Source organism: Candidatus Omnitrophota bacterium (assembly GCA_041650805.1).
Classification (GTDB): Bacteria; Omnitrophota; Gorgyraeia; order 2-01-FULL-45-10; family 2-01-FULL-45-10; genus JBAZKM01.
The window spans coordinates 144,405-165,011 of record JBAZKM010000002.1 but is presented as its reverse complement, the minus strand read 5'-3'; the positions used below and the strand labels follow the sequence as shown (position 1 = coordinate 165,011).

Genomic DNA, 20,607 nt, shown 5'->3' with positions numbered 1-20,607 from the left:
GAGCATGAAAGCGTTGAGATAATAAAGAGATAAAGCAATGAAAAAAAATAGATTTATGCTGTTGACATTTTTGATAGTAGTGATCAGTAGCTTTTTTTTGTTAAATGTTTTTTATGTATTTGGTGAAGTGGTATTTTTACCAAGCGTAAAAGTAAATGATGCTGATTCAGTGGTCGAAATGGCCACCGAAACATCATTAGTTATTGACGGGGATGGAAATATTTATATAGCATGGATTGATATACGGAACGCATATACGGTATTATATGTAGCAAAAAGTATAGACGGAGGGCGGTCGTTTGGCAAAAGCGTTAGAGTCTCTGATCCTAAAATATTTGCATATTCACCATCATTAGCTGTAGATAGTGTGGGGAATATTTATGCGGCATGGATTTCTTCTAAGGACGATATTTCGAATGTTTATTTTGCTAAAAGTATCGATGGTGGATTATCATTTGGCACGGCTATACGTGTAGATGATGGCGATGTGGTTTTATTATATATGAATGGCGTTTCAATTGCTGTGTCAGGAGATGGAAATATATATATTGCGTGGACAAGTAAACAGAACGGTAAGTATGGCGTGTATTTATCTAGAAGCAATGATGGTGGCATGTCTTTCCAAAAAAGTACAAGAATAAATGATGATACATTATTTACAGATTGTCATGCTTTTAACCCTTCTGTTGCTGTAGACAGAAATGGAATCATTTATGTCGCCTGGCGGTATTGTCATGCGGATACTGAAGGTATCTATTTTTCCAAAAGCATCGATAGCGGGGTTTCATTCGGTACAAATATACGCGTTACAGATACTGATGAAACTACGATGGTATTGACCCCTTCGTTGTGTGTCGATGCACTGGGTAAAATTTATATAGGATGGACAGATGTGCGTGGATATGATTATAATCTATACTTTTCCAGGAGCATTAATGGTGGAATTTCATTTGAAAAAAATATAAGGATTAATAACGTTGGTGAATGTGCGTTTTGTATACCGTCATTAGCTTTGGATAACGATAGTAATGTATATATGGCATGGGAGAAAGGAAGTTCGACTAAGGAATTATATCTTTCCAAAAGTACAGATTGCGGAATTTCATTTGGTTCGCCTGTTAGAGCAAAAGATGGTGATTCATACCATGGCGAGCCTTCTCTTGCTATCAGTCAGAATAATGATATTAACATTTCATGGAACGAATATCGAAACGGAAAGAACGGTATATATTTTGATAAAGGAGTGGACAACTTGAATTCTCCAATTATAATTTCAAATGTCGACAGCGGCAATTTGGATGACCTTATAATCGACTTCGGATCTTCCTATGGTATCTGGATATATTATAACGATTCCACATGGTCTCAACTCAGTTCGATAAGCCCGCAAGCGATGGTCAGAGGGAATATCGACGGGACGGGGTCGGATGATCTGGTTATAGATTTCGGCCCCCAGTATGGTATATGGAGTTATTCTGACGGCTCTACCTGGACGTATATAAGTGACGTAAATTGTGATTCTATGGTAACAGGGGACATCGACGGCGATGATGAAGACGAGGTGATCATAGATTTCGGCGCTCAATATGGCATCTGGTCATACAAAGATGGCAATATCTGGAATAAGGTGAGCGACCTGACCTCCCGGTCGATGGCTGCAGGAGACATCGATGGCGACGGTAAAGAGGATATATTTATCGGATTCGACTCTCAATACGGCTTATGGGTATACAGAGACGGCGGGATGCTGGATAAGATAAGCGATGTCAGCCCTGAGGCAATGGCTATAGGCGAAACAGACAGCGATGGTAAGGATGAGCTTATCATAGATTTTGGTGTTCCATATGGGCTCTGGATATATGAGGATTTTTCCGTATGGACCAATATCTCAAACGTAAGCCCTGTCAGTTTAGCCACCGGTGATATTGACGGGAACGGTAAGGATGATATTGCCATAAACTTCGGGTCTCAATACTGCCTTTGGGTCTATTACGACACTGGGGCATGGGCGCAGATCAGTTCCATAAACCCCGATTATGTAAGTGCGGGATACCTTAATGGGAATGGCCAGGCAGACCTCATAATCGATTTCGGTCCGCAGTATGGTGTCTGGATATATTATGATAACGGTACCTGGGCTCAATTGAACACGGTAAGCCCGTAGCTAATAAAGGGAACGGTTCCACTTAATTGCCACGGTATTATTCTTAAAGAGGCCGAAAATAAATAGAACCGTCCCTATTGTTCACTTTTAAAGGAGAAAATAGGGTCCGTCTTCCAAGGTGCCAGGTTGCGGAGAATAATAGTATTTTAAGTTCGGTTTTTGCAACAATCCCAGACCTGTCTCGCTGTTTTTTCTTTTACATCCAGACTCCAAATCCGCAGTTCCAGATCATCTGCACATATAGTTGATATAGGACAGATTTGAGATTGTAAAAGGGATGATTATGAGTTACAATAAAACAAAACCAAATTAATGCCTGATATGAGCGCAAAAAAATTTTTAGAAAAGGTTGCAGCACTAGCTATTTCTATAGTCATATTTTTCACCTTAGGTGAGTTAATCACACGGCTGTATCTCCGAAATCATGTGGTATATGATATAGAAATGACAAAATATGGGCTGGCTGCGAAAATGGACGTTGACGATCCGGCGATTTCCCATATGCATAAACCAAACGTTGATATACATTTAATGAACGTAAATGTGCATATTAATTCTGATGGGTTTCGCGACGAAGAGCGTACTTTAGCAAAAGGCAGAAAATACAGAATAATTTTTCTCGGGGATTCGATCACATTTGGATGGGGAGTGGGGAGAGAGGATGCTTTCCCATACATATTGGAGAAGGAATTAAACAAAATATCGCCTACAGAAATACTTAACTTCGGAACAGGGAATTATAATACGGAACAAGAGGTCGGGATTTTTTTAAAAAAGGGCCTGAAGTATGATCCGGACAAAGTGGTCATCTTTTATTTTATAAACGATGCCGAACTTACTCCAAAAAAATCAAAGCTGTGGTTCCTTGGCCATTCCAGAATGGTCAGTTTTTATTGGTCCAAATTTCAGTCGATACGGAGTCGTCTATCCCCCTCAAAGGGCTATAAGGAATATTATTCGAATCTTTATACAGATAAAAATCCCGGATGGCAAAATACAAAAAAATCTTTTTTACAGATTAAAAACGTATGTGATGAAAAAAAGATCGCCTTTCAAGTCGTGATATTGCCGGAGCTTCATGACCTGTCCCATTACCCATTTAAGAAAGAACAGGATGTAGTCGAAGCATTTTTGAAAGAGAACAACATAGAATATCTCGATCTTACACAGTATTTTGAAGGTTACAAGAGAAGTGAAGAATTGTGGGTTTCGAACGATGATGCGCATCCGAATACGCTTGCGCATCGATTGATCGCGAAATACATATATGATTTCATACGGAATGATCTAACGCCGTCTCCCGAGGGAACAGAATGAGCATAAAAAAATTTCTTAAAACATATATGTGGTATGTAATAGCTCCGATATTCTTATTTATCTTGTTGACGATCGTGCTTTTATTTTTTGCCCCTAGATTTTCGCAAGGACCGTTTGTTTACCAAATTCATTAAATCGGCTGTTAATACATAACATTGTAGAACAATGAAGGATTAAAATAGTGAAAAAAGACAAACCCGCAAGGCTCAAAACTTTTTTGACAGGTATATCGATTTCAACAGGGGTCTTTATTTTTATGATTATTATGCTGCTGTTAGTCGATCTCTACCTCCACAGTAAATACAGTATAAAAGAGTTCTATAATTACTGCGGCTATCGAGGCAATCCTGTTGCTTCTAAAAAGAAGCCGGGCGAAGTACGCATTGGTGTTTTTGGAGGGAGCGTCGGCGGCGGTTATGGCGTTTCTAACGACTTCAGCATCGCGGGTTATCTGCAGAATTTGTTAAATATCAGAAATACACAAACATATTCATCAAAGCAGGCAACCGTAGTTAACCTTTGCGTGCTCTCCGAGCATAAGGCAAATTATTTTATGGCAAATTATAATGCCACCAAGAACATTAACTTAGATATATGTATCATTTATTTCTATGGCCAGGGCGGCCCGGATGAATTTATTCAGGAAAAGAGTTGTATTCGGTTTAGCGATATGCCGTTAAAACGATTTAATTACTCGTTTATTTTGCCGACTCTTCTACAGGAAAAGTATTACCTTATGCGATATGGTAGCGTTGAGAAGGGATATAAGGAAGATAAGTTATTCGGAAATGCCAAGCTTAATTTTTCGTTTCTTGATAGCGTAAACAAGGTAAAACCGAAGAACAAAATACAGGAATCATCTTTATACGGCAAGCCTTTGGCAGCATACATAGAGCAATTAACCCGGCAGGGGAAATTTTTTATCCTTGCCATAGCACCCCTGCACCAGGAATATAATACTGAGGAGCAAAGAATTACCCTTAGAGAAGATTTGGAACGTAAATTCTCCAATAATAAAAGGGTCGTTATCGTTGACTTGGGTAACGTCTTTTCCGATGGAAATATAGCAAGCTACTATCAGGACTCTTATCACTATAACACCGCTGGAAATCTAGCAATAGCTAAAGTTCTTTTACCATACGTTGAGCAAGGAATCAATAATATCAAAAGCACTCAATAAAGCAATAGAAGACAGTCCTATAAGAGGACAAAACATTAACATTATTATTAAATAGGGTTCGTCTTCCAAAGTGCCAGTATTTTAAAATAGTCTGCAATAATTTCGCCTTTTTTGGCGTCTTTATATATGGGGAGTATACAAAGAAGCTGAAGGAGGCATTTTCATGTATACACGATTGACAATGTGTACACAATATGGTACACTTAATGCGGAGGTGGAAAATATGGTAAAGAATATATCGGTGAGGAAATTGCGGGCGAACCTGGGGAACGTGCTAAATGATGTCAGGACGCGGCTCGACAGGTATGTGATATCGAACAGGGGCGAGCCGGAGGCGGTCCTAATGTGCGTAGACGATTATGAAGGGTGGCTTGAGACGCTTGAACTGGTAAGCAGTAAGGATGTTATGAATGATATCAGGAAGGCCAGGAAGGAGCTTTCCGAAGGGAGGTCTTACGGCTTCCGGGAGGTCTTTGGCGATAAGAAGGCCTCTAAAAAGCCACGGCGATGAAGGTTTATACCATTGTCATAGCTCCTACGGCCAGGAAGCAGATAGACGCTCTTCCACCGCATATCAAACAGCGTATAGGGAATTCCCTCCAAGTCGTAGTGCGTGATCCTTTTATCGGAAAGGCGTTAAAGGCGGACCTGGAGGGGTTATATTCGTACCGGGTCGGTGATTACAGGATAATTTACGCCATCGTCAGGCATATGCTGATGGTCCAGGTGGTAAAAGTCATGCACCGCCGCGAGGTCTACAGGTGAAGATCGCGTGAAAAATAGAACCGTCCCCAATATCGTATTGCTCATCTTAAGTTTAGCCGTGACCTTCGGATCGCTCGAGGCGTACGCGAGGTTCAAATATTACGGATGGAACCTGCGGCCGGTTGAGAATGGTTTCCCGTCGAGGGGAAAGAGTTATGAGCCGAGGAAACATACACGTTACAGGATAATCTGCGTCGGGGAGTCGACCACTTACGGTTATTACAACGAGGCCGAGAAGAGCTATCCTTTCTACCTGGAGAAGATACTGTCAGAGAGGCGCGGGAAAGATTTTGCCGAAGTGATAAACAGCGGGAAGATGGGGAGCCGCACTACATCGCACCGGGATATGATAAGGGATAGGATATCGCAGCAGGATGTCGATATCATAGTGCTCCACAGTTTCTACAATTATTTCTCCATATATCACACGTTCGACCCCAAGGTCAATAAATTCATCGTGAACCCCTATACCGAACGGCTGGCATTCCATTGGGACAGGTTGAACCCGGAGTCGATAAACGTATTTTTGATGGAACACAGCTACTTCTATACGCGATTGCGCGAAAAGATCCTCCTGATGCAGGGCAGGAACCTCGACTCCTACTACGCCGGGAGCTATCCCTTCGCAAGCATGGAAGGGGCGAAGGTCAATGTCGATACGGAGGAGAAGAGGGCGAGGGCGCTATCCTTCTTCCTCGACCTCTATTCCAGGAAGATCGAAGAGATGGTCCTGATAGCCAGGGCACATGATGTCGATATCGTTCTCATAATACCGCCATATCCGATGTTCAAGGAAGAAGAGGAGATGGGCATAGCCGGGATAAGAGCTACCCAGTATTATGCAACGGTCTTCGAAGAGGCGAGGAAATGCATACTGGACCTGGGGCAGAAGTACGGCCTCCTGGTGATAGATGCGGACAAGGAGTTCATGAGATCAGGACGGAGCAAAGACCTCTTCCTGGATAACATACACCTGACACCGAAAGGCGAGAATGCCCTGGCCGATATGATAGCCGACGGCATAATCTCGCGCGCCGGTAAATAGGGCCTTACCCGATCATGGAAAAAGAAGAGAAAGCGGTATATTCAGGTATGCGGTTCGTCAGCGCCATACTTCTCGTCATGGCGCTGATCCTCTCTCTTTATCTCCTGTCCATCTTCATATTCCGGTACGACGTGGATGATACCAGGATAGTGCGCACGCAGGAAGCGATATTGAGGTTCCTTGCCGCGGCCACGGCGTTCTTCGTGGCGGCGTATATAGGGAAACGGATAGGACTCTCAGGGTTCCTCGCGGCGCGACCCCGCGCCGGGAATATCGCGCTCGGGATCGTCTCATTATGGCTATTCTTATTCATAGTGAATAATTTTCTCAGTATGAAGTACCATGCCGGTCCGGAGGAAGGGACGAAGACCGTATTCATGAAGGATGAGCGCCTCGGGTGGCGGATGAGGCCGGGCACCGATGAGAAGTGGGACGGCGTGCGGTATCAGGTCAGCTCAAAAGGGCTCCGTTCGCCGTATGGCGGTTATGAGAAGCCGGAAGGCACCGTCAGGATACTCCAGCTCGGCGACTCCGTCACCGTCGGGTACAGGTTACCTTACGAGGGGACGACGGCCTGTCTCCTGGAGGAACTCTTCAGGAAGGGTGCCTCCGCCCGCAAGGTCGAGGTCATAAACGCCGGATGCGACGGCTATTCGCCGTGGCAGGAGTACGAGCTGCTGCGGACGGAGGGCATGAAGTATGAACCGGACCTCGTCACCGTCGGGTTCGTGCCGAATGACGTGACGGAACAGTTCGGTCTGAAGAAGTTCGGCGGCCGCGGCATAGGGTTCCAGCTTTCGCATACGAAGGATTACGGCGACGTTTCGGTATTGTCGTCCCTCCGCTATTCCATATCGCGTATGCCGTTCTATCTCTTCCTGGAAGAGAGGCTGCTCAAGCTGAGATTCGGTAAAGACGTGAAAGAGGGCGCAAAGAAGCTGGAAGAGCTTCAGGTGGAGGACCTGGTCTACCGCCATGGCTCGCCGGAAGTCCTGCGCGCATGGGAGAAGACGCTCTCAGATCTTAAGAAGATAACGGACCACTGTTCGGAGAACGGGGTGGAGGTGTTGATATTGATATTCCCGTACACGTTCCAGCTCGATCTTCCTCCGCAGGAGGCATATCCGCAGTCCGTATTGAAAGATTTCTGCGAAAGGAACGGGGTGCGCTACATAGACCTTCTGCCGCTATTTTCGGATGAGATGAAGAGAAGCGGGAGGGATGCCACATATTATTTCATCGACTTCGACCACCCGACAGTCGAAGGGAATAAGTTCATCGCGCTTACCTTATATAATTATCTCGCCCAACATAACATATTGAAAAATCAGGAATAAGGATAACGTCTGCATGACAAATGGTGCCCTCCTATTTGTCAAAATAGATTTTTCAGTATATACTATTAAGGTTACGCTCTATTAAGAATTATTATAAGGAAATTATAAAAGATGATAAGACGTATAAAAAGCAAGAAGCTGAGCGAAATCCTTATTGAGAATAAGCTTATCACCCCGGCCATACTTGAGGACGCCGTTGAACACCAGCGGAAGTTCGGCGGGAACATCACGCAATACCTGATCAGCTATAACTATGTAAGCGAAGAGGATATAGTCAAGAGCGTCTCCAACCAGTTGGGTGTCCCATACCTTCCTCTGCAGTTCTATAAGATACCGAAAGGTGTCATCAAGATGGTGCCGGTCGACATCGCCCTTAAGCACTGGCTCATGCCGGTCGACATGATAAAGAATATCATCACCGTTGTCATGCTCGACCCGCTCGATGATGAGGCCATAAAGGAGGTCGAGAAGGTGACCGGCTGCGACGTCCAGGCCTTCGTCGGCCGCATCTCGGATATCGTCCGGGCCATAGAGCAATATTACGATATCTTCGTGGATGACAGGAAGCTCAAGGCGCCGGCAGAGGTGCCTTTCTTCATAGATACCAAGATCCCCAAGGGGTTCGACCTGAGAAGATCGATAAGGATAAAGGCAAGGATCGATGTCCATTTCCCGTTCCAGGAGCTATATAAAAAATCGACGACGAAGAATATCAGCAGGCATGGTTTCCTCTTCGAGTCGGACAGCATACTGCCGGTCGGGTCATATATCATACTGGAGATAGATATACCGCAGGAATTCTCCGCCTCGCCGCTTGCCGCCGTCGTGCAAGTCGTGCGGATCTCTCCGCTCGGGAACAACAGGTTCGACATAGGCGTGTCGCTTATCAAGATGGCGCGGGAGGATATAGATACGCTCATAAGGTATGCCAACAGCAAAGTTTAAAGACGAAAGATACGATGGAAGATAATACGAGAGAAGAGCTCATGAAGGAACTCGCCGAACTGCGGCAGCACATAGCCGGCCTGGAGAGGAACGAGACCGAGCACCGCAAGGTGGAGGAGGCCTTAAGGATATCCGAGGCCAACTACCGCGCCATCTTCGACGCGGCCAATGACGCCATCTTCGTCCACGATATCGAGACCGGGGAGATAGTGGACGCCAACCGCAAGGTGGCGGAGATGTACTGCTATTCCCCCGACGAGATAAAGGCGCTGGATGTCGGCAGAATAAGCTCCGGAGAGCCGCCGTACAGCCAGGGAGATGCCATAAAGTGGATCAGCAAGGCGTCGCGCGGCGAACCGCAGCTCTTCGAATGGCTGGCGAAGGACAAGGCGGGGCGGTTATTCTGGGTGGAGGTGAACCTCAAGAGTGCGGTCATAGGCGGACGTTACCGTATACTGGCCGTGGTGCGCGACATCACAGAGCGTAAGCGGGCGGAAGAGCGCCTTGAGAAGATAAACAACGTCTTCCTTAACTTCTCGGTCGACCCCACTGATAACATAAACCGGCTCACCAGCATATGCGGCGAGCTCCTGAACGCGGATTGCGCGCTCTACAACCATCTCGAGGGGGATATGCTGTCATCGTGCGGCCAGTGGCATGTCCCGCCCGATTTCAGATCGAAGGATAAGGCGGACGGCCACATCTGTTATGATATCATACGGCAGGGAAGCGGCGAGGTCGCGATAATAAGGAACCTCCACGAGACCGCTTATAATAAGACCGACCCGAATATCGCGAGATATGGGCTTAAGACGTATATGGGCTGCGGCGTCAAATTCGGCAGCAATTACATCGGCTCGCTCTGCGTCCTCTATAAGTACGATTTTAACCCTACGGAAGACGACAAGAATATCCTGAAACTTATAGCGGCGGCCATAGGCGTCGAAGAGGAGCGTAAGGATGCCGAAGAGGTCCTTCAGCTCGCGCAGTTTTCGATAGAAAGGGCGGGCGATTCCATATTCTGGATAGGGCCCGACGCGGATATCCTTTATGTGAATGACATGGCGTGCCGCTCTCTCGGGTACTCGCGCGAGGAGCTTCTCCTGATGAAGGTGAGCGATATCAACCCGAACTTCCCGCCCGAGGCCTGGCCCAAGCACTGGAAGGAGCTCAAGGAGAGGAAGACGTTCAATTTCGAGAGCAGGCAGCGGCGGAAGGACGGAACCACGTTTCCCGTCGAGATAACCGTGAATTATCTCGAATTCCAGGGGGATGAATATAACTTCGCTTTCTCGCGCGATATAACGGAACGGAAGAGGTCCGAAGAGAACCTGCTGAAGCGCGATTACCAGCTGGAGGTCCTATCCCGCACCAGCCAGCATATCAATACGGTCCTCGACGTCCAGGTGATCATGAGGACCCTCGTAGCCGCCGCTATGGAACTTGTGAGCGGGACGGCCGGCGCCGGAGGGCTTTTGAAAGACGGCAAGATGGTATTCACGGAATATAATACCGGCGGGAAGCCGCAATCGGTCGATTACGTATTTGAGGCGGGGCACGGCGTCCCGGGATGGGTCGCGAACACCATGAAGCCTTATATATGCAACGATGCGGAGCATGACGCCCAGGTGCCCGCGGAGATACAGAAGAAGTTCGGCCTCTACAACCTTGTGAGCGTCCCCATTATAAACGGTAAAGGGGAGCTCCTGGGCTGTTTCGAGATATATAACAAGGAGGATAAGCAGGCGTTCGATGCCCAGGACGTCTTCATGATGCAGGGGCTGGCGGCCAGCTCGGCCGTCGCCATAGAGAACGCCAAGATGCTCGTCGGGCAGAAGAAGATCGAGGAGGCGTTACGCGAGAGCGAGGCGCAGTACAGGACGATGACCGACTCTATGGCCGACTTCATCCATGTAGTCGACAAAGACCTGCGCATACTCGTATTCAACAGGGCGTTCAAGAGGTGGAACAAGGAACTGGGGCTCGAGACGTCCGTGATAGGCAGGGGCCTCTTCGAGATCTATCCCTTTCTCTCCGATAACGTGCGCGATGAATACCGCAAGGTCTTCGAGACCGGGAAGATGCTCGTCACGGAAGAATTGAACAAGGTGACGGGGAAGGACATCATCACGGAGACCCGGAAGATACCGATATTCGAAGGCGATAGTGTAGTGAGGGTGGTCACCGTCATCCGCGATATCACGGATAACAGGATGGCCGAAAAGGAGAAGGAGATACTGAGCGAAGCGATACTGAAATCGAGCAAGCGGCTTAAGCAGCTTGCCCTTAAAGATCCCCAGACGGGCCTCTACAACCACCGTTATATAAGCGAGGTCATAGAGTCGGAATTTTACCGCGCGAGGAAATATGTCCATCCTCTCTCGGTAGTCATGATAGATATAGATTACTTCAAATCGATAAATGACATGTACGGCCATAATTTCGGGGACATGGTGCTGGTGCAGCTGGCCAGGCAGATCAAAAAGATGGTGCGCCGGTATGATGTTGTAGTCAGGTATGGCGGCGAGGAATTCCTTATCATGTCTCCCGGGACCGACAGGTCGAAGGCGATCGTCCTTGCGCAGAGGCTCATAGACGAGCTCAGCATATTCTCTTTCGGCAACAATAAGCATACCGTGAAGCTGAAATTGAGCATAGCCGTAGCGTCGTATCCGGAGGACAACACGGTCAAGGGCGTAGACCTCATAAATATAGCCGATTTCATCCTCGACAAGGCGAAGGAAGACGGGGGTAACCGCGTCTACTCATCGCTCGAGGTGGAGGAACGCAAGAACCATATGCCCGAAGAGACGGCAGATGTGAAGTCGCTCAAGAAGAAGCTGGAAAGACTGACAAAGAGCGGGAAACAGAGCCTCATAGAATCGATCTCCGCCTTCGCAAAGACGATAGAGCTGAAAGACCACTACACGGGAGAGCACACCGAAAAGACCGTCTATTACGCTACGGAGATAGCAAAGGCGATACATATCCCTAAAGAAGAGATAGAGCCGATACGCCAGGCCTCGATCCTGCACGACCTGGGGAAGATAGGTATAAGCGAAAAGATTCTGCTTAAGAAGGCGAAGCTTACGAAGAAAGAGCTGGAGATGATAAGGAAACATCCGCAGATCGGCGTGGACATACTGCGGCCGATCCACTTTATGCACGATATCATACCGCTGATACTCTACCACCATGAGCGCTGGGACGGGAAGGGGTATCCCGCAGGCCTTAAGGGAGAGGAGATACCGATAGGCGCGCGCATAATCGCGATAGCCGACGTCTACCAGGCGCTCACATCCGACCGCCCTTACCGGAAAGCGTTCCCCGAGGCAAAGGCCCTCAAGATGATAAAGGACGGTTCCGGCACACAGTTCGACCCGGATATAGTGAAGGCATTCCTGAAGATATTGAAATATAAGAAGTGACGCGCCGCCTCGGCCGTTTTATATTGACAACCCTCTCCGGCCGAATATATAATCTGATACATATATGGAACCGCATAGCACAGAGAACGAATTGATGAAGCAGCGCAAGGCGAAGCTTGAAGATATCGCCGGCCGTGGGATATATGCCTACGGCGGGAGATTCGAGACCTCCTCGTCGGTAAAGGCATTGAAAGACGATTTCTCCGAAGGGGCAAAAGTGGCGCTGGCAGGCCGCATCATGGCCGCGCGGGAACACGGCAAGAGCGTGTTCTATGACCTGAAGGACGGGAGCGGTAAGATACAGGCGTATGTGCGGGAAGAGGCGATAGGCGCGGACACCTTCCAGTTCCTCAAAAATATAGATATAGGCGACTTCATAGGGGTCAAGGGCGAGACGTTCAAGACGAGGACCGGCGAACCTACGGTGAAGGTTACTGAGCTCCGTATCCTCGCGAAGTCCCTGCGGCCGCTGCCGGAGAAATGGCACGGCCTGAAGGATATCGAGACGAGATACCGGCAGCGGTATGTCGACCTCGTGATGAACGATGAGGTCAGGAACGTCTTCATCGCGCGCTCGAGGATAGTGTCGGAGATACGGTCCTTCCTTGACCGGCGCGGTTTCCTGGAAGTGGAGACGCCCATGATGCAGCCGATGCCGGGCGGGGCCGCGGGAAAGCCGTTCAAGACGCACCATGAGGCGCTCGACGTGGACCTCTATCTCAGGATCGCGCCGGAGCTATATCTAAAGCGGCTCCTGGTAGGCGGCCTGGATAGGGTATACGAGATAAACAGGAATTTCAGGAACGAGGGCATCTCCGTCCGGCACAACCCGGAATTTACGATGCTAGAGGTGTATGAGGCCTATTCGGATTGCGCCGGCATGATGAAATTGACCGAAGAGATGATCACGCACCTGGCGCGGACGGTCACGGGGAAGACCGAGTTCGAATACCAGGGTAAGAAGGTAGACCTCTCCAGGTGGGAGCGCGTTTCGTTCGCCGAACTCATGAAAGAGCAGTTCGGCATAACGCCTGACGAGAGGCCGGATGAGTGGGTGAAGAAGCTGAAGAAGAAAGGCGTGGAGATAGAAGGCAGGGAGATATCGCGCACCCAGCTCATAAATATCGTCGGGGAGCTGATCGAACCTAAGGCGGGAGACCATCCGGTATTCGTCATAGACCTTTTCAAGGAACTCTGCCCGCTGGCCAAGACCAAGCCGGACGACCCGCTCCTTACCGACAGGTTCGAGCTCTATATGGGCGGCATGGAGATAGCCAACGCCTATTCCGAGCTGAACGATCCGATCGAACAGAAGAAGCGTTTCGAGGACGAGCTCGGGCCCGGCAAGGCCGAACCCCGAACTCCCAACTCCCAACTCCGAACTATCGATCACGACTTCGTGCGGGCCCTCGAGTACGGCATGCCGCCGGCCGGCGGGCTCGGTATCGGCATCGACCGCCTCGTCATGATACTTACAAATTCGGCTTCCATACGGGACGTCGTCCTTTTTCCACAATTAAAACCAGAGTCGGGCTCTTAGATGCGCTGGCAGCTTTTCGTAGCCCTTAGATACCTCACCTCGCCCCGCAAAGAGAAGTTCATATCCCTGATAAGCATGATCTCCATACTGGGCATCGCCGTAGGCGTATCGGCGCTTATGATCGTCATAGCCGTGATGAGCGGTTTCGATGCCGACCTCAAGGATAAGATCACCGGGACGAACGCCCACCTGGAAGTGATATCCGATTACGGCATGAAGCCTTCCGGAGAGATCCTGAGGAAGGTCCTGGCCACCGACCACGTGATAGCCGCGGCGTTCTTCCTGAACGGCCAGGCGCTCGTGCGCCGGGATGAGAACGTGACTGGGATAATAGTGAAGGGGATAGAGCCGTACAATGAGGTGAGGGTAAATAAGCTCGGCAAGTATATGAAAGAGGGGAGCCTTGAGCTCGGCGACGGGGGGATAGTGATAGGGAGCGAGCTCGCGGGCAAACTGCGGCTGAAGATAGGAGATAGACTATCCGTGATATCTCCGGCCTACGTCGAGGGAAAAGATTTCACGGTATGCGGCATCTTCACCTCCGGCATGTACGAGTATGACATGACGCTTGCGTACATAGGTCTCGATAAGGCGCAGGACCTCCTCGCCGTCAAAGGCCTCGTCAGCGGGATATCGGTCAGGGCGGACGACGCCATGCATATAGGCGAGGTGAAGAGCAGGTTGCAGAAAGAGTTGGGGCTCCCGTATGCGGTCAGGACGTGGATGGACTCAAATAAGAACCTGCTGGCCGCCCTGAAGCTGGAGAAGACGGTCATGTTCATCATACTTACGCTGATAATCCTCGTCGCCTGTTTCAATATATCCGCCAGCCTGATCATGACGGTCCTTGAGAAGACGAAGGATATAGGCATACTTAAGGCGATCGGCGCGACGAACTCCGACATAATGGCCGTATTCGCCCTGCAGGGGGGCGTCATAGGCCTGGCCGGGACCATAGCGGGCTCGGTGCTCGGGGTCGGGGTCTCATGGCTTCTAAAGACGTACAAATTTATCACGCTTCCAAAGGACATATACTACATAGACCGGCTCCCGGTCAAGCTGGAGATCCATGATATCACCGTTATAGTGCTGTCGGCCATGGTGATAAGCCTTCTGGCCGCCATCTATCCGTCTTATAAGGCATCGCGGCTCGATCCCGTGGAGGCGCTCAGGTATGAATGATGTGATCATAAGAGGAGAAGGGCTGCACAAATTGTACCAGGGTCCCGCCAGGAAGACGGTCAGGGCTATCGACGGGGTAGATATCGCGATAGAGAGGGGCGGGTCCGTGGCCATCGTCGGTCCGTCCGGGGCAGGAAAGTCGACGCTTCTGCACCTTATCGCCGGTCTTGACAGGCCCACTTCAGGCAGGGTCCTTTTGAGCGGGAAAGACATATATGCGATGAGCGACAGGGAGAGGGCGCTTTCCCGGGGCGAGAGGATAGGCCTCGTCTTCCAATTCTACCATCTCCTCCCGGAATTCACCGCGCTGGAGAACGTGATGATGCCGGCGTTGATGAGGGTCAAAGGGTCCGCCTTCGCCAAGGCTTCGGCGGACAGGCAAGGGTCAAGGGTCAGGGAAATAAAGAGAAGAGCGAGGGAATTACTCGGCCTGTCGGGCCTGGACCACAGGGCAAACCACAGGCCGGGAGAGCTTTCCGGAGGGGAATCGCAGAGGATAGCTATCGCAAGGGCGCTCATAAACGAGCCCGAACTCCTGCTGTGCGACGAACCGACCGGGAACCTCGATTCGAAGACGAGCGGTTCGATCTATGAAGTCCTATTCGACCTGAAGACGAAGATCGGTATGACCCTGGTGATAGTGACCCATGACGAGAAGATATCGTCGCGGATACGTTCCGTGATACGCCTCAAAGACGGCAAGATCGTTCAATAAGCTCCCGCCAAGATTCATTTGACATAATATCCCTTTATAATATATACTTATATAATTATATGTTTACTAACGGGGTGGAACTGTGAAGATATATTTCGACGGGAAGTTTGTGGATAAGACCAGGGCGCATATCTCTGTTTTCGATCATGGCCTTTTATACGGGGACGGTGTCTTCGAGGGGATACGGTCATATGACTGTCTCGTCTTTCGCCTCAAAGAGCACATTGACCGGCTGTACAGATCGGCCGACGCTATAGAGCTCAGCATACCCATGACCAAGAAGGAGATGAGCGACGCGGTCGTCAGGACGCTCAAGGCCAACAGGCTGAGGGACGCATATGTGCGCCTTGTCATCACCAGGGGTGTCGGGGACCTGGGGCTCGACCCGCGCAAATGCAAAAGGCCGACGATCTTCATAATAACCGACAAGATAGCCCTGTATCCCCGGGAATTTTATAAGAACGGCCTTACGATAATCACGGCGGCAACGAGGAGGAACCTCCCGCAGGCGCTGAACCCGAAGATAAAATCGCTGAACTACCTCAACAATATCCTGGCCAAGATCGACGCGATAAAGGCGGGCACCGAAGAGGCGATCATGCTGACAGCGGACGATTATGTCGCGGAGTGCACGGGGGATAATATCTTTATCGTGCGCAAGGGCGAGCTCATCACGCCCCTGGTGGACATAGGGGCGCTCGAAGGGATCACGAGAGACGCGGTCATAATCCTTGCCAGGAAGGCGGATATGAAGGTCCGCGAGAGGCTCCTGAAGATGGAGGAGGTCTATTCGGCCGACGAGGTCTTCCTCACCGGCACGGCCGCGGAGATAGTCCCGGTGGTCAGGATAGATAAACGCACTATCGGCAACGGCAGGCCCGGCGACATCACGTTACGTCTTCTGGAGAGGTTCAAAAAGATGACGAAGAGCGACGGGGTTAAGTACAAAATCTAAGGCTTAAGCTTACGGAGAGAAAAGTTATGCTATGTGACGTCTGCGGCAAGAAAGAGGCAACGGTACATCTCACGGAGATCGTGAACGAGAAGGTGACCAAGCTCCACCTGTGTGAGGAATGCGCCCGGGAGAAGGGCACCGAGATGGAAGAGCATTTCGGCCTGAACGACCTCCTCGCAGGGCTTTCCGACCTTGGCGCTGTCACAGAACCCGAAGTGGTCGAATCGATAAAGTGCCCCAGCTGCGGTTTTACATACCAGGATTTCAGGAGGGTCGGACGTCTGGGCTGCAGCGAGTGTTACGACGCGTTCAAGAAACAGCTAGCCCCGCTCCTGAAAAGGATACACGGCACCGACAGGCACGCGGGCAAAGTGCCGCTCACCGCCGGGAAGACGGTCCATGACACCAGGAACATCCAGGAACTGCGGATGAAGATGGAGAAGGCGATACAGGCAGAGGACTTTGAGGAGGCGGCCCGCCTCAGGGACAAGATACGGGAATTCGAGAAGAAGACAAAGAACGGGCAGAACACAAAATGATCATAGATGATTTTCTGCGCCAGGACAGCGAATGGCTGAGGGGCACCGGCCCGAACCAGGAGATAGTGATGTCTTCCAGGACGCGCCTGGCCAGGAATATAGGGAAACTATCCTTTTCGCACTGGGCCGACAAGAGGCAGCTCATGGAGATCCTGGAGCTGTCTGAAGAGGCGGTCAGGTCGAACCCCTTTCTCAAGAGCGCGCTCTTCCTGCGGCTCAAGGACCTTAGCGAGATAGACAGGTTATTCCTGGTGGAGCGCCACCTGATGAGCCCGGAACACGCCAAAGATGTCGAGTATAAGGCGCTCGTCATAGACCCCAAAGAGGTCGTCAGCATCATGGTGAACGAAGAGGACCACCTCAGGATACAGGTATTGAAATCCGGACTGGACCTCAAGGATGCGTGGCGTGTCATAGATGAGATCGACACGGAGCTCAGCAAGAGCCTCCATTTTGCCTACTCCCCGAGATGGGGATACCTGACGGCCTGCCCGACCAACGTCGGGACCGGATTGCGCGGCACCGTGATGCTCCACCTGCCGGCGCTCGTCTTCACCGGGCAGATAAACAAGGTGCTGCAGGCGACGGCGAAACTGGGTCTCAATATCAGGGGGCTTTACGGAGAGGGGACGGAAGCGAGCGGCAACATATTCCAGGTCTCTAACCAGTCCTCCATGGGGATGTCGGAGGAGGAGCTCATAGACAATATCGACAGGATAATAAGCCAGATAATATCCCGCGAAGACCTCACCAGGAAGAATATCCTGATGAAGAACAAAGAAGAGCTCTCCGACAGGGTGTGGAGGGCGTACGGCACGCTGAAGAACGCCCATATAATATCGAGCGAGGAGACGATAGCGCTCCTCTCCGCGATACGCCTCGGGGTAGATCTCGGTATCGTAAAGAACCTGAACAGGAAGATGCTGAACGAACTTTTTATAATGACCCAGCCGGCGCACCTGCAGAAGCTGGAAGGCAAGGTCCTGACGTCCCACGAGCGTGACGTGAAACGCGCCGAGTTGATCAGAGAGAAATTAAAATAAGCGGAGGTTAGAAAGAGATGCCGATGTTCAATAGGTTCACAGAAAGAGCGAGGAAGGTCATACTGCTGGCCAAGGAAGAGGCCAAAAGGTTCAATCATGATTACATCGGGACGGAGCACATACTCCTGGGGCTGGTGCGCGAAGGTGAAGGTGTTGCCGCGGCCGTACTGGCGAGTTTCGGCCTCAGTTCCGACAAGATACGGCTGGAGGTGGAGAAGCTGGTCCAGCCGGGCCCGAGCACCGTAATATCGGGCGATATACCTTTTACGCCGAAGGCCAAGAAGGTCATAGAGCTCGCCATGGAAGAGGCGCGCGCCCTGGGCCATAACTATATAGGCACAGAGCATCTGCTCCTCGGCCTGATAAGGGAAGGGGAGGGCGTGGCATCGCAGGTCCTTATGAATTCCGGCCTGGAGCTGGACAAGGTGAGGGAAGAGGTGATGAACCTTTTAGGTTCCGCCATACCCGGATACGAGATGGGGCAGAAGGCCTCGCACGCAAAGACGCCGGCCCTGGACGCTTTCGGGCGCGACCTGACGAAGCTGGCAAAAGAGAACAAGCTTGACCCTGTGATCGGCAGGAAGAACGAGATAGAGCGGGTCATACAGATACTCTCCCGGCGCACGAAGAATAATCCCGTCCTCCTGGGAGAGGCAGGTGTCGGCAAGACGGCGATAGTGGAAGGGCTCGCGCAGAAGATCGTCGTAGGGGATGTGCCGGAGATACTGAGAGACAAGCGTATCATCATATTGGACCTCGCGCTGATGGTGGCAGGCACAAAATACCGGGGCCAGTTCGAGGAGAGGATAAAGGCGGTGATGGACGAGATAAAACGCTCGGAGGACGTCATCGTCTTCATCGACGAGCTACATACGCTCGTCGGCGCCGGCGGCGCCGAAGGGGCGATAGACGCGTCGAACATATTGAAGCCGGCGCTTTCGCGGGGTGAGATACAGTGCATAGGCGCGACGACGCTCGACGAATACAGGAAGCACATCGAAAAGGATGCCGCGCTGGAACGGCGTTTCCAGACGATAATGGTAGAGCCGCCGAGCGTGAGCGAGACGATAGAGATATTGAAGGGCCTGAGGGACAAATATGAGGCCCACCACAAGGTCAAGTTCACCGATGACGCGGTCGAGGCGGCGGCGAAGCTGTCGGACCGCTATATAAGCGGCAGGTATCTTCCTGACAAGGCCATCGACCTTATAGATGAGTCGGGTTCAAGGGCGCGGCTTTCCGTTATGACCGCCCCGCCGGACGTGAAGCACATAGAGGACAAGATAGAGGTCGTCCGCAAGGAAAAGGAAGAGGCGGTCAAGGGGCAGGATTTCGAAAAGGCGGCAAAGTTCAGGGATGAAGAGAGAAAACTGAAAGATGAGCTGGGCCGGACAAAAAAGGAATGGAAGGAATCTAAGGGTAAGGTCGAGCCGCAGGTGACGGAAGAGGACATAGCAGTGATCGTCTCCAGGTGGACCGGCATACCTATCATAAAGCTCGAAGAGAAGGAGTCCGCGAAGTTTCTCAATATGGAGGCGGGGCTGCACAAGCGCGTCATCGGACAGGATGAGGCGATAAGCGCCATAGCGCACGCCGTGCGGCGTTCGAGGGCTGGCATAAAGGACCCGCGCAGACCGATCGGGTCGTTCGTATTCCTTGGCCCGACAGGCGTAGGGAAGACGCTTGTGGGCCGCGCGCTTGCCGAATTCATGTTCGGCGACGAGGACGCCATAATACAGATAGACATGTCCGAGTACATGGAGAAGTTCAACGTGTCGCGTCTCGTGGGGGCCCCTCCGGGTTACGTCGGATATGATGAGGGCGGACAGCTTACCGAAAAGGTGAGACGGCGTCCCTATTCCGTAGTGCTGCTGGACGAGATAGAGAAGGCGCATCCGGATGTCTTTAATATACTCCTCCAGGTCCTGGAGGAAGGCCGGCTCACGGATTCGTTCGGCCGGAAAGTCGATTTCAAGAACACGATCATCATCATGACCTCCAATTTGGGCGCCGAGAACCTGAAGAAACAGGGTTCCATAGGTTTCAAATCGCAGGCGGAGGAGGTCACCTACCAGTCGATGAAGGAGCGGCTTCTCGATGAGGTGAAGAAGACGTTCAAGCCGGAGTTCCTGAACAGGGTCGACGACATCATCGTATTCAGGCCGCTCACGCGCGAGGACCTTGAAAAGATAGTCGAGCTGGAGATCCACGAGGTGGAGTCGCGTCTCAAGGATCAGAATATAACCATAGAGCTTATGAAGGACGCAAAGGAATTCCTTATAGAGAAGGGGTTCGACAAAGTATTCGGCGCGCGGCCTTTGAAGAGGACCATACAGCGTTTCCTGGAAGACCCGATGGCCGAAGAGATCATAAAGGGCAATTACAAAAAAGGCGGCAAGATCAAGGTAACGGCAAAAGCGGACCATCTTGAGTTCAAGACCGCCTGAAAGCT

General features: G+C 50.7%; 16 protein-coding genes. All 16 read left to right on the top strand.

Features of this window, described 5'->3' with window-relative positions; translation table 11 throughout:
- Nucleotides 1–37: 37 nt before the first annotated feature.
- The 16 genes from WC515_02295 (at nt 38) to WC515_02220 (ending at nt 20,602) form a co-directional block, all read left to right on the top strand.
- A complete protein-coding gene (locus tag WC515_02295; GenBank protein ID MFA5146197.1) occupies nt 38–2,164 on the top strand; it encodes a sialidase family protein in 2,127 nt (708 codons plus the stop codon).
- 321 nt (nt 2,165–2,485) lie between these two features.
- Entirely contained in the window at nt 2,486–3,481 is a 996-nt protein-coding gene (locus WC515_02290; protein MFA5146196.1) for an SGNH/GDSL hydrolase family protein, read from the top strand.
- A gap of 181 nt (nt 3,482–3,662) precedes the next feature.
- On the top strand, nt 3,663–4,661 hold the full coding sequence (locus WC515_02285) for a hypothetical protein (GenBank protein ID MFA5146195.1): 999 nt from the start codon (nt 3,663–3,665) through the stop codon (nt 4,659–4,661).
- A 223-nt stretch (nt 4,662–4,884) separates the two neighbouring features.
- Nucleotides 4,885–5,172 (top strand): type II toxin-antitoxin system Phd/YefM family antitoxin, encoded by a 288-nt coding sequence (locus WC515_02280; GenBank protein MFA5146194.1) that lies wholly within the window; start codon nt 4,885–4,887, stop codon nt 5,170–5,172.
- On the top strand, nt 5,169–5,426 hold the full coding sequence (locus WC515_02275; protein MFA5146193.1) for a type II toxin-antitoxin system RelE/ParE family toxin: 258 nt from the start codon (nt 5,169–5,171) through the stop codon (nt 5,424–5,426). Before WC515_02280 ends, WC515_02275 begins: the two co-directional genes overlap by 4 nt.
- A gap of 7 nt (nt 5,427–5,433) precedes the next feature.
- Nucleotides 5,434–6,471, top strand: a complete 1,038-nt coding sequence (locus WC515_02270) for a hypothetical protein (GenBank protein MFA5146192.1) — start codon at nt 5,434–5,436, stop codon at nt 6,469–6,471.
- 14 nt (nt 6,472–6,485) lie between these two features.
- A complete protein-coding gene (locus tag WC515_02265) occupies nt 6,486–7,808 on the top strand; it encodes a GDSL-type esterase/lipase family protein (GenBank protein ID MFA5146191.1) in 1,323 nt (440 codons plus the stop codon).
- 111 nt (nt 7,809–7,919) lie between these two features.
- Nucleotides 7,920–8,753 carry a PilZ domain-containing protein gene (locus tag WC515_02260; GenBank protein ID MFA5146190.1) on the top strand — a complete coding sequence of 278 codons (834 nt, stop codon included), beginning with the start codon at nt 7,920–7,922 and terminating at the stop codon, nt 8,751–8,753.
- Nucleotides 8,754–8,767: 14 nt separating this feature from the next.
- Nucleotides 8,768–12,181, top strand: a complete 3,414-nt coding sequence (locus WC515_02255; GenBank protein MFA5146189.1) for a PAS domain S-box protein — start codon at nt 8,768–8,770, stop codon at nt 12,179–12,181.
- 64 nt (nt 12,182–12,245) lie between these two features.
- Complete coding sequence (gene lysS / locus WC515_02250) at nt 12,246–13,721, top strand: lysine--tRNA ligase (protein ID MFA5146188.1); 1,476 nt, start codon at nt 12,246–12,248, stop codon at nt 13,719–13,721.
- Nucleotides 13,722–14,903 carry an ABC transporter permease gene (locus WC515_02245; GenBank protein MFA5146187.1) on the top strand — a complete coding sequence of 394 codons (1,182 nt, stop codon included), beginning with the start codon at nt 13,722–13,724 and terminating at the stop codon, nt 14,901–14,903. It begins immediately after the preceding gene.
- Nucleotides 14,896–15,618 (top strand): ABC transporter ATP-binding protein, encoded by a 723-nt coding sequence (locus tag WC515_02240; protein MFA5146186.1) that lies wholly within the window; start codon nt 14,896–14,898, stop codon nt 15,616–15,618. The genes WC515_02245 and WC515_02240 overlap by 8 nt, the downstream gene beginning before the upstream one ends.
- An 82-nt stretch (nt 15,619–15,700) precedes the next feature.
- Nucleotides 15,701–16,573, top strand: a complete 873-nt coding sequence (gene ilvE, locus WC515_02235; GenBank protein MFA5146185.1) for a branched-chain-amino-acid transaminase — start codon at nt 15,701–15,703, stop codon at nt 16,571–16,573.
- Between the two features lie 26 nt (nt 16,574–16,599).
- Nucleotides 16,600–17,112 (top strand): UvrB/UvrC motif-containing protein, encoded by a 513-nt coding sequence (locus tag WC515_02230; protein ID MFA5146184.1) that lies wholly within the window; start codon nt 16,600–16,602, stop codon nt 17,110–17,112.
- The gene (locus tag WC515_02225) at nt 17,109–18,155 is read left to right on the top strand and encodes a protein arginine kinase (GenBank protein MFA5146183.1); all 1,047 of its coding nucleotides are present in this window, start codon (nt 17,109–17,111) and stop codon (nt 18,153–18,155) included. Before WC515_02230 ends, WC515_02225 begins: the two co-directional genes overlap by 4 nt.
- A gap of 23 nt (nt 18,156–18,178) precedes the next feature.
- The gene (locus tag WC515_02220) at nt 18,179–20,602 is read left to right on the top strand and encodes an ATP-dependent Clp protease ATP-binding subunit (GenBank protein MFA5146182.1); all 2,424 of its coding nucleotides are present in this window, start codon (nt 18,179–18,181) and stop codon (nt 20,600–20,602) included.
- The last annotated feature ends 5 nt before the right edge of the window (nt 20,603–20,607 follow it).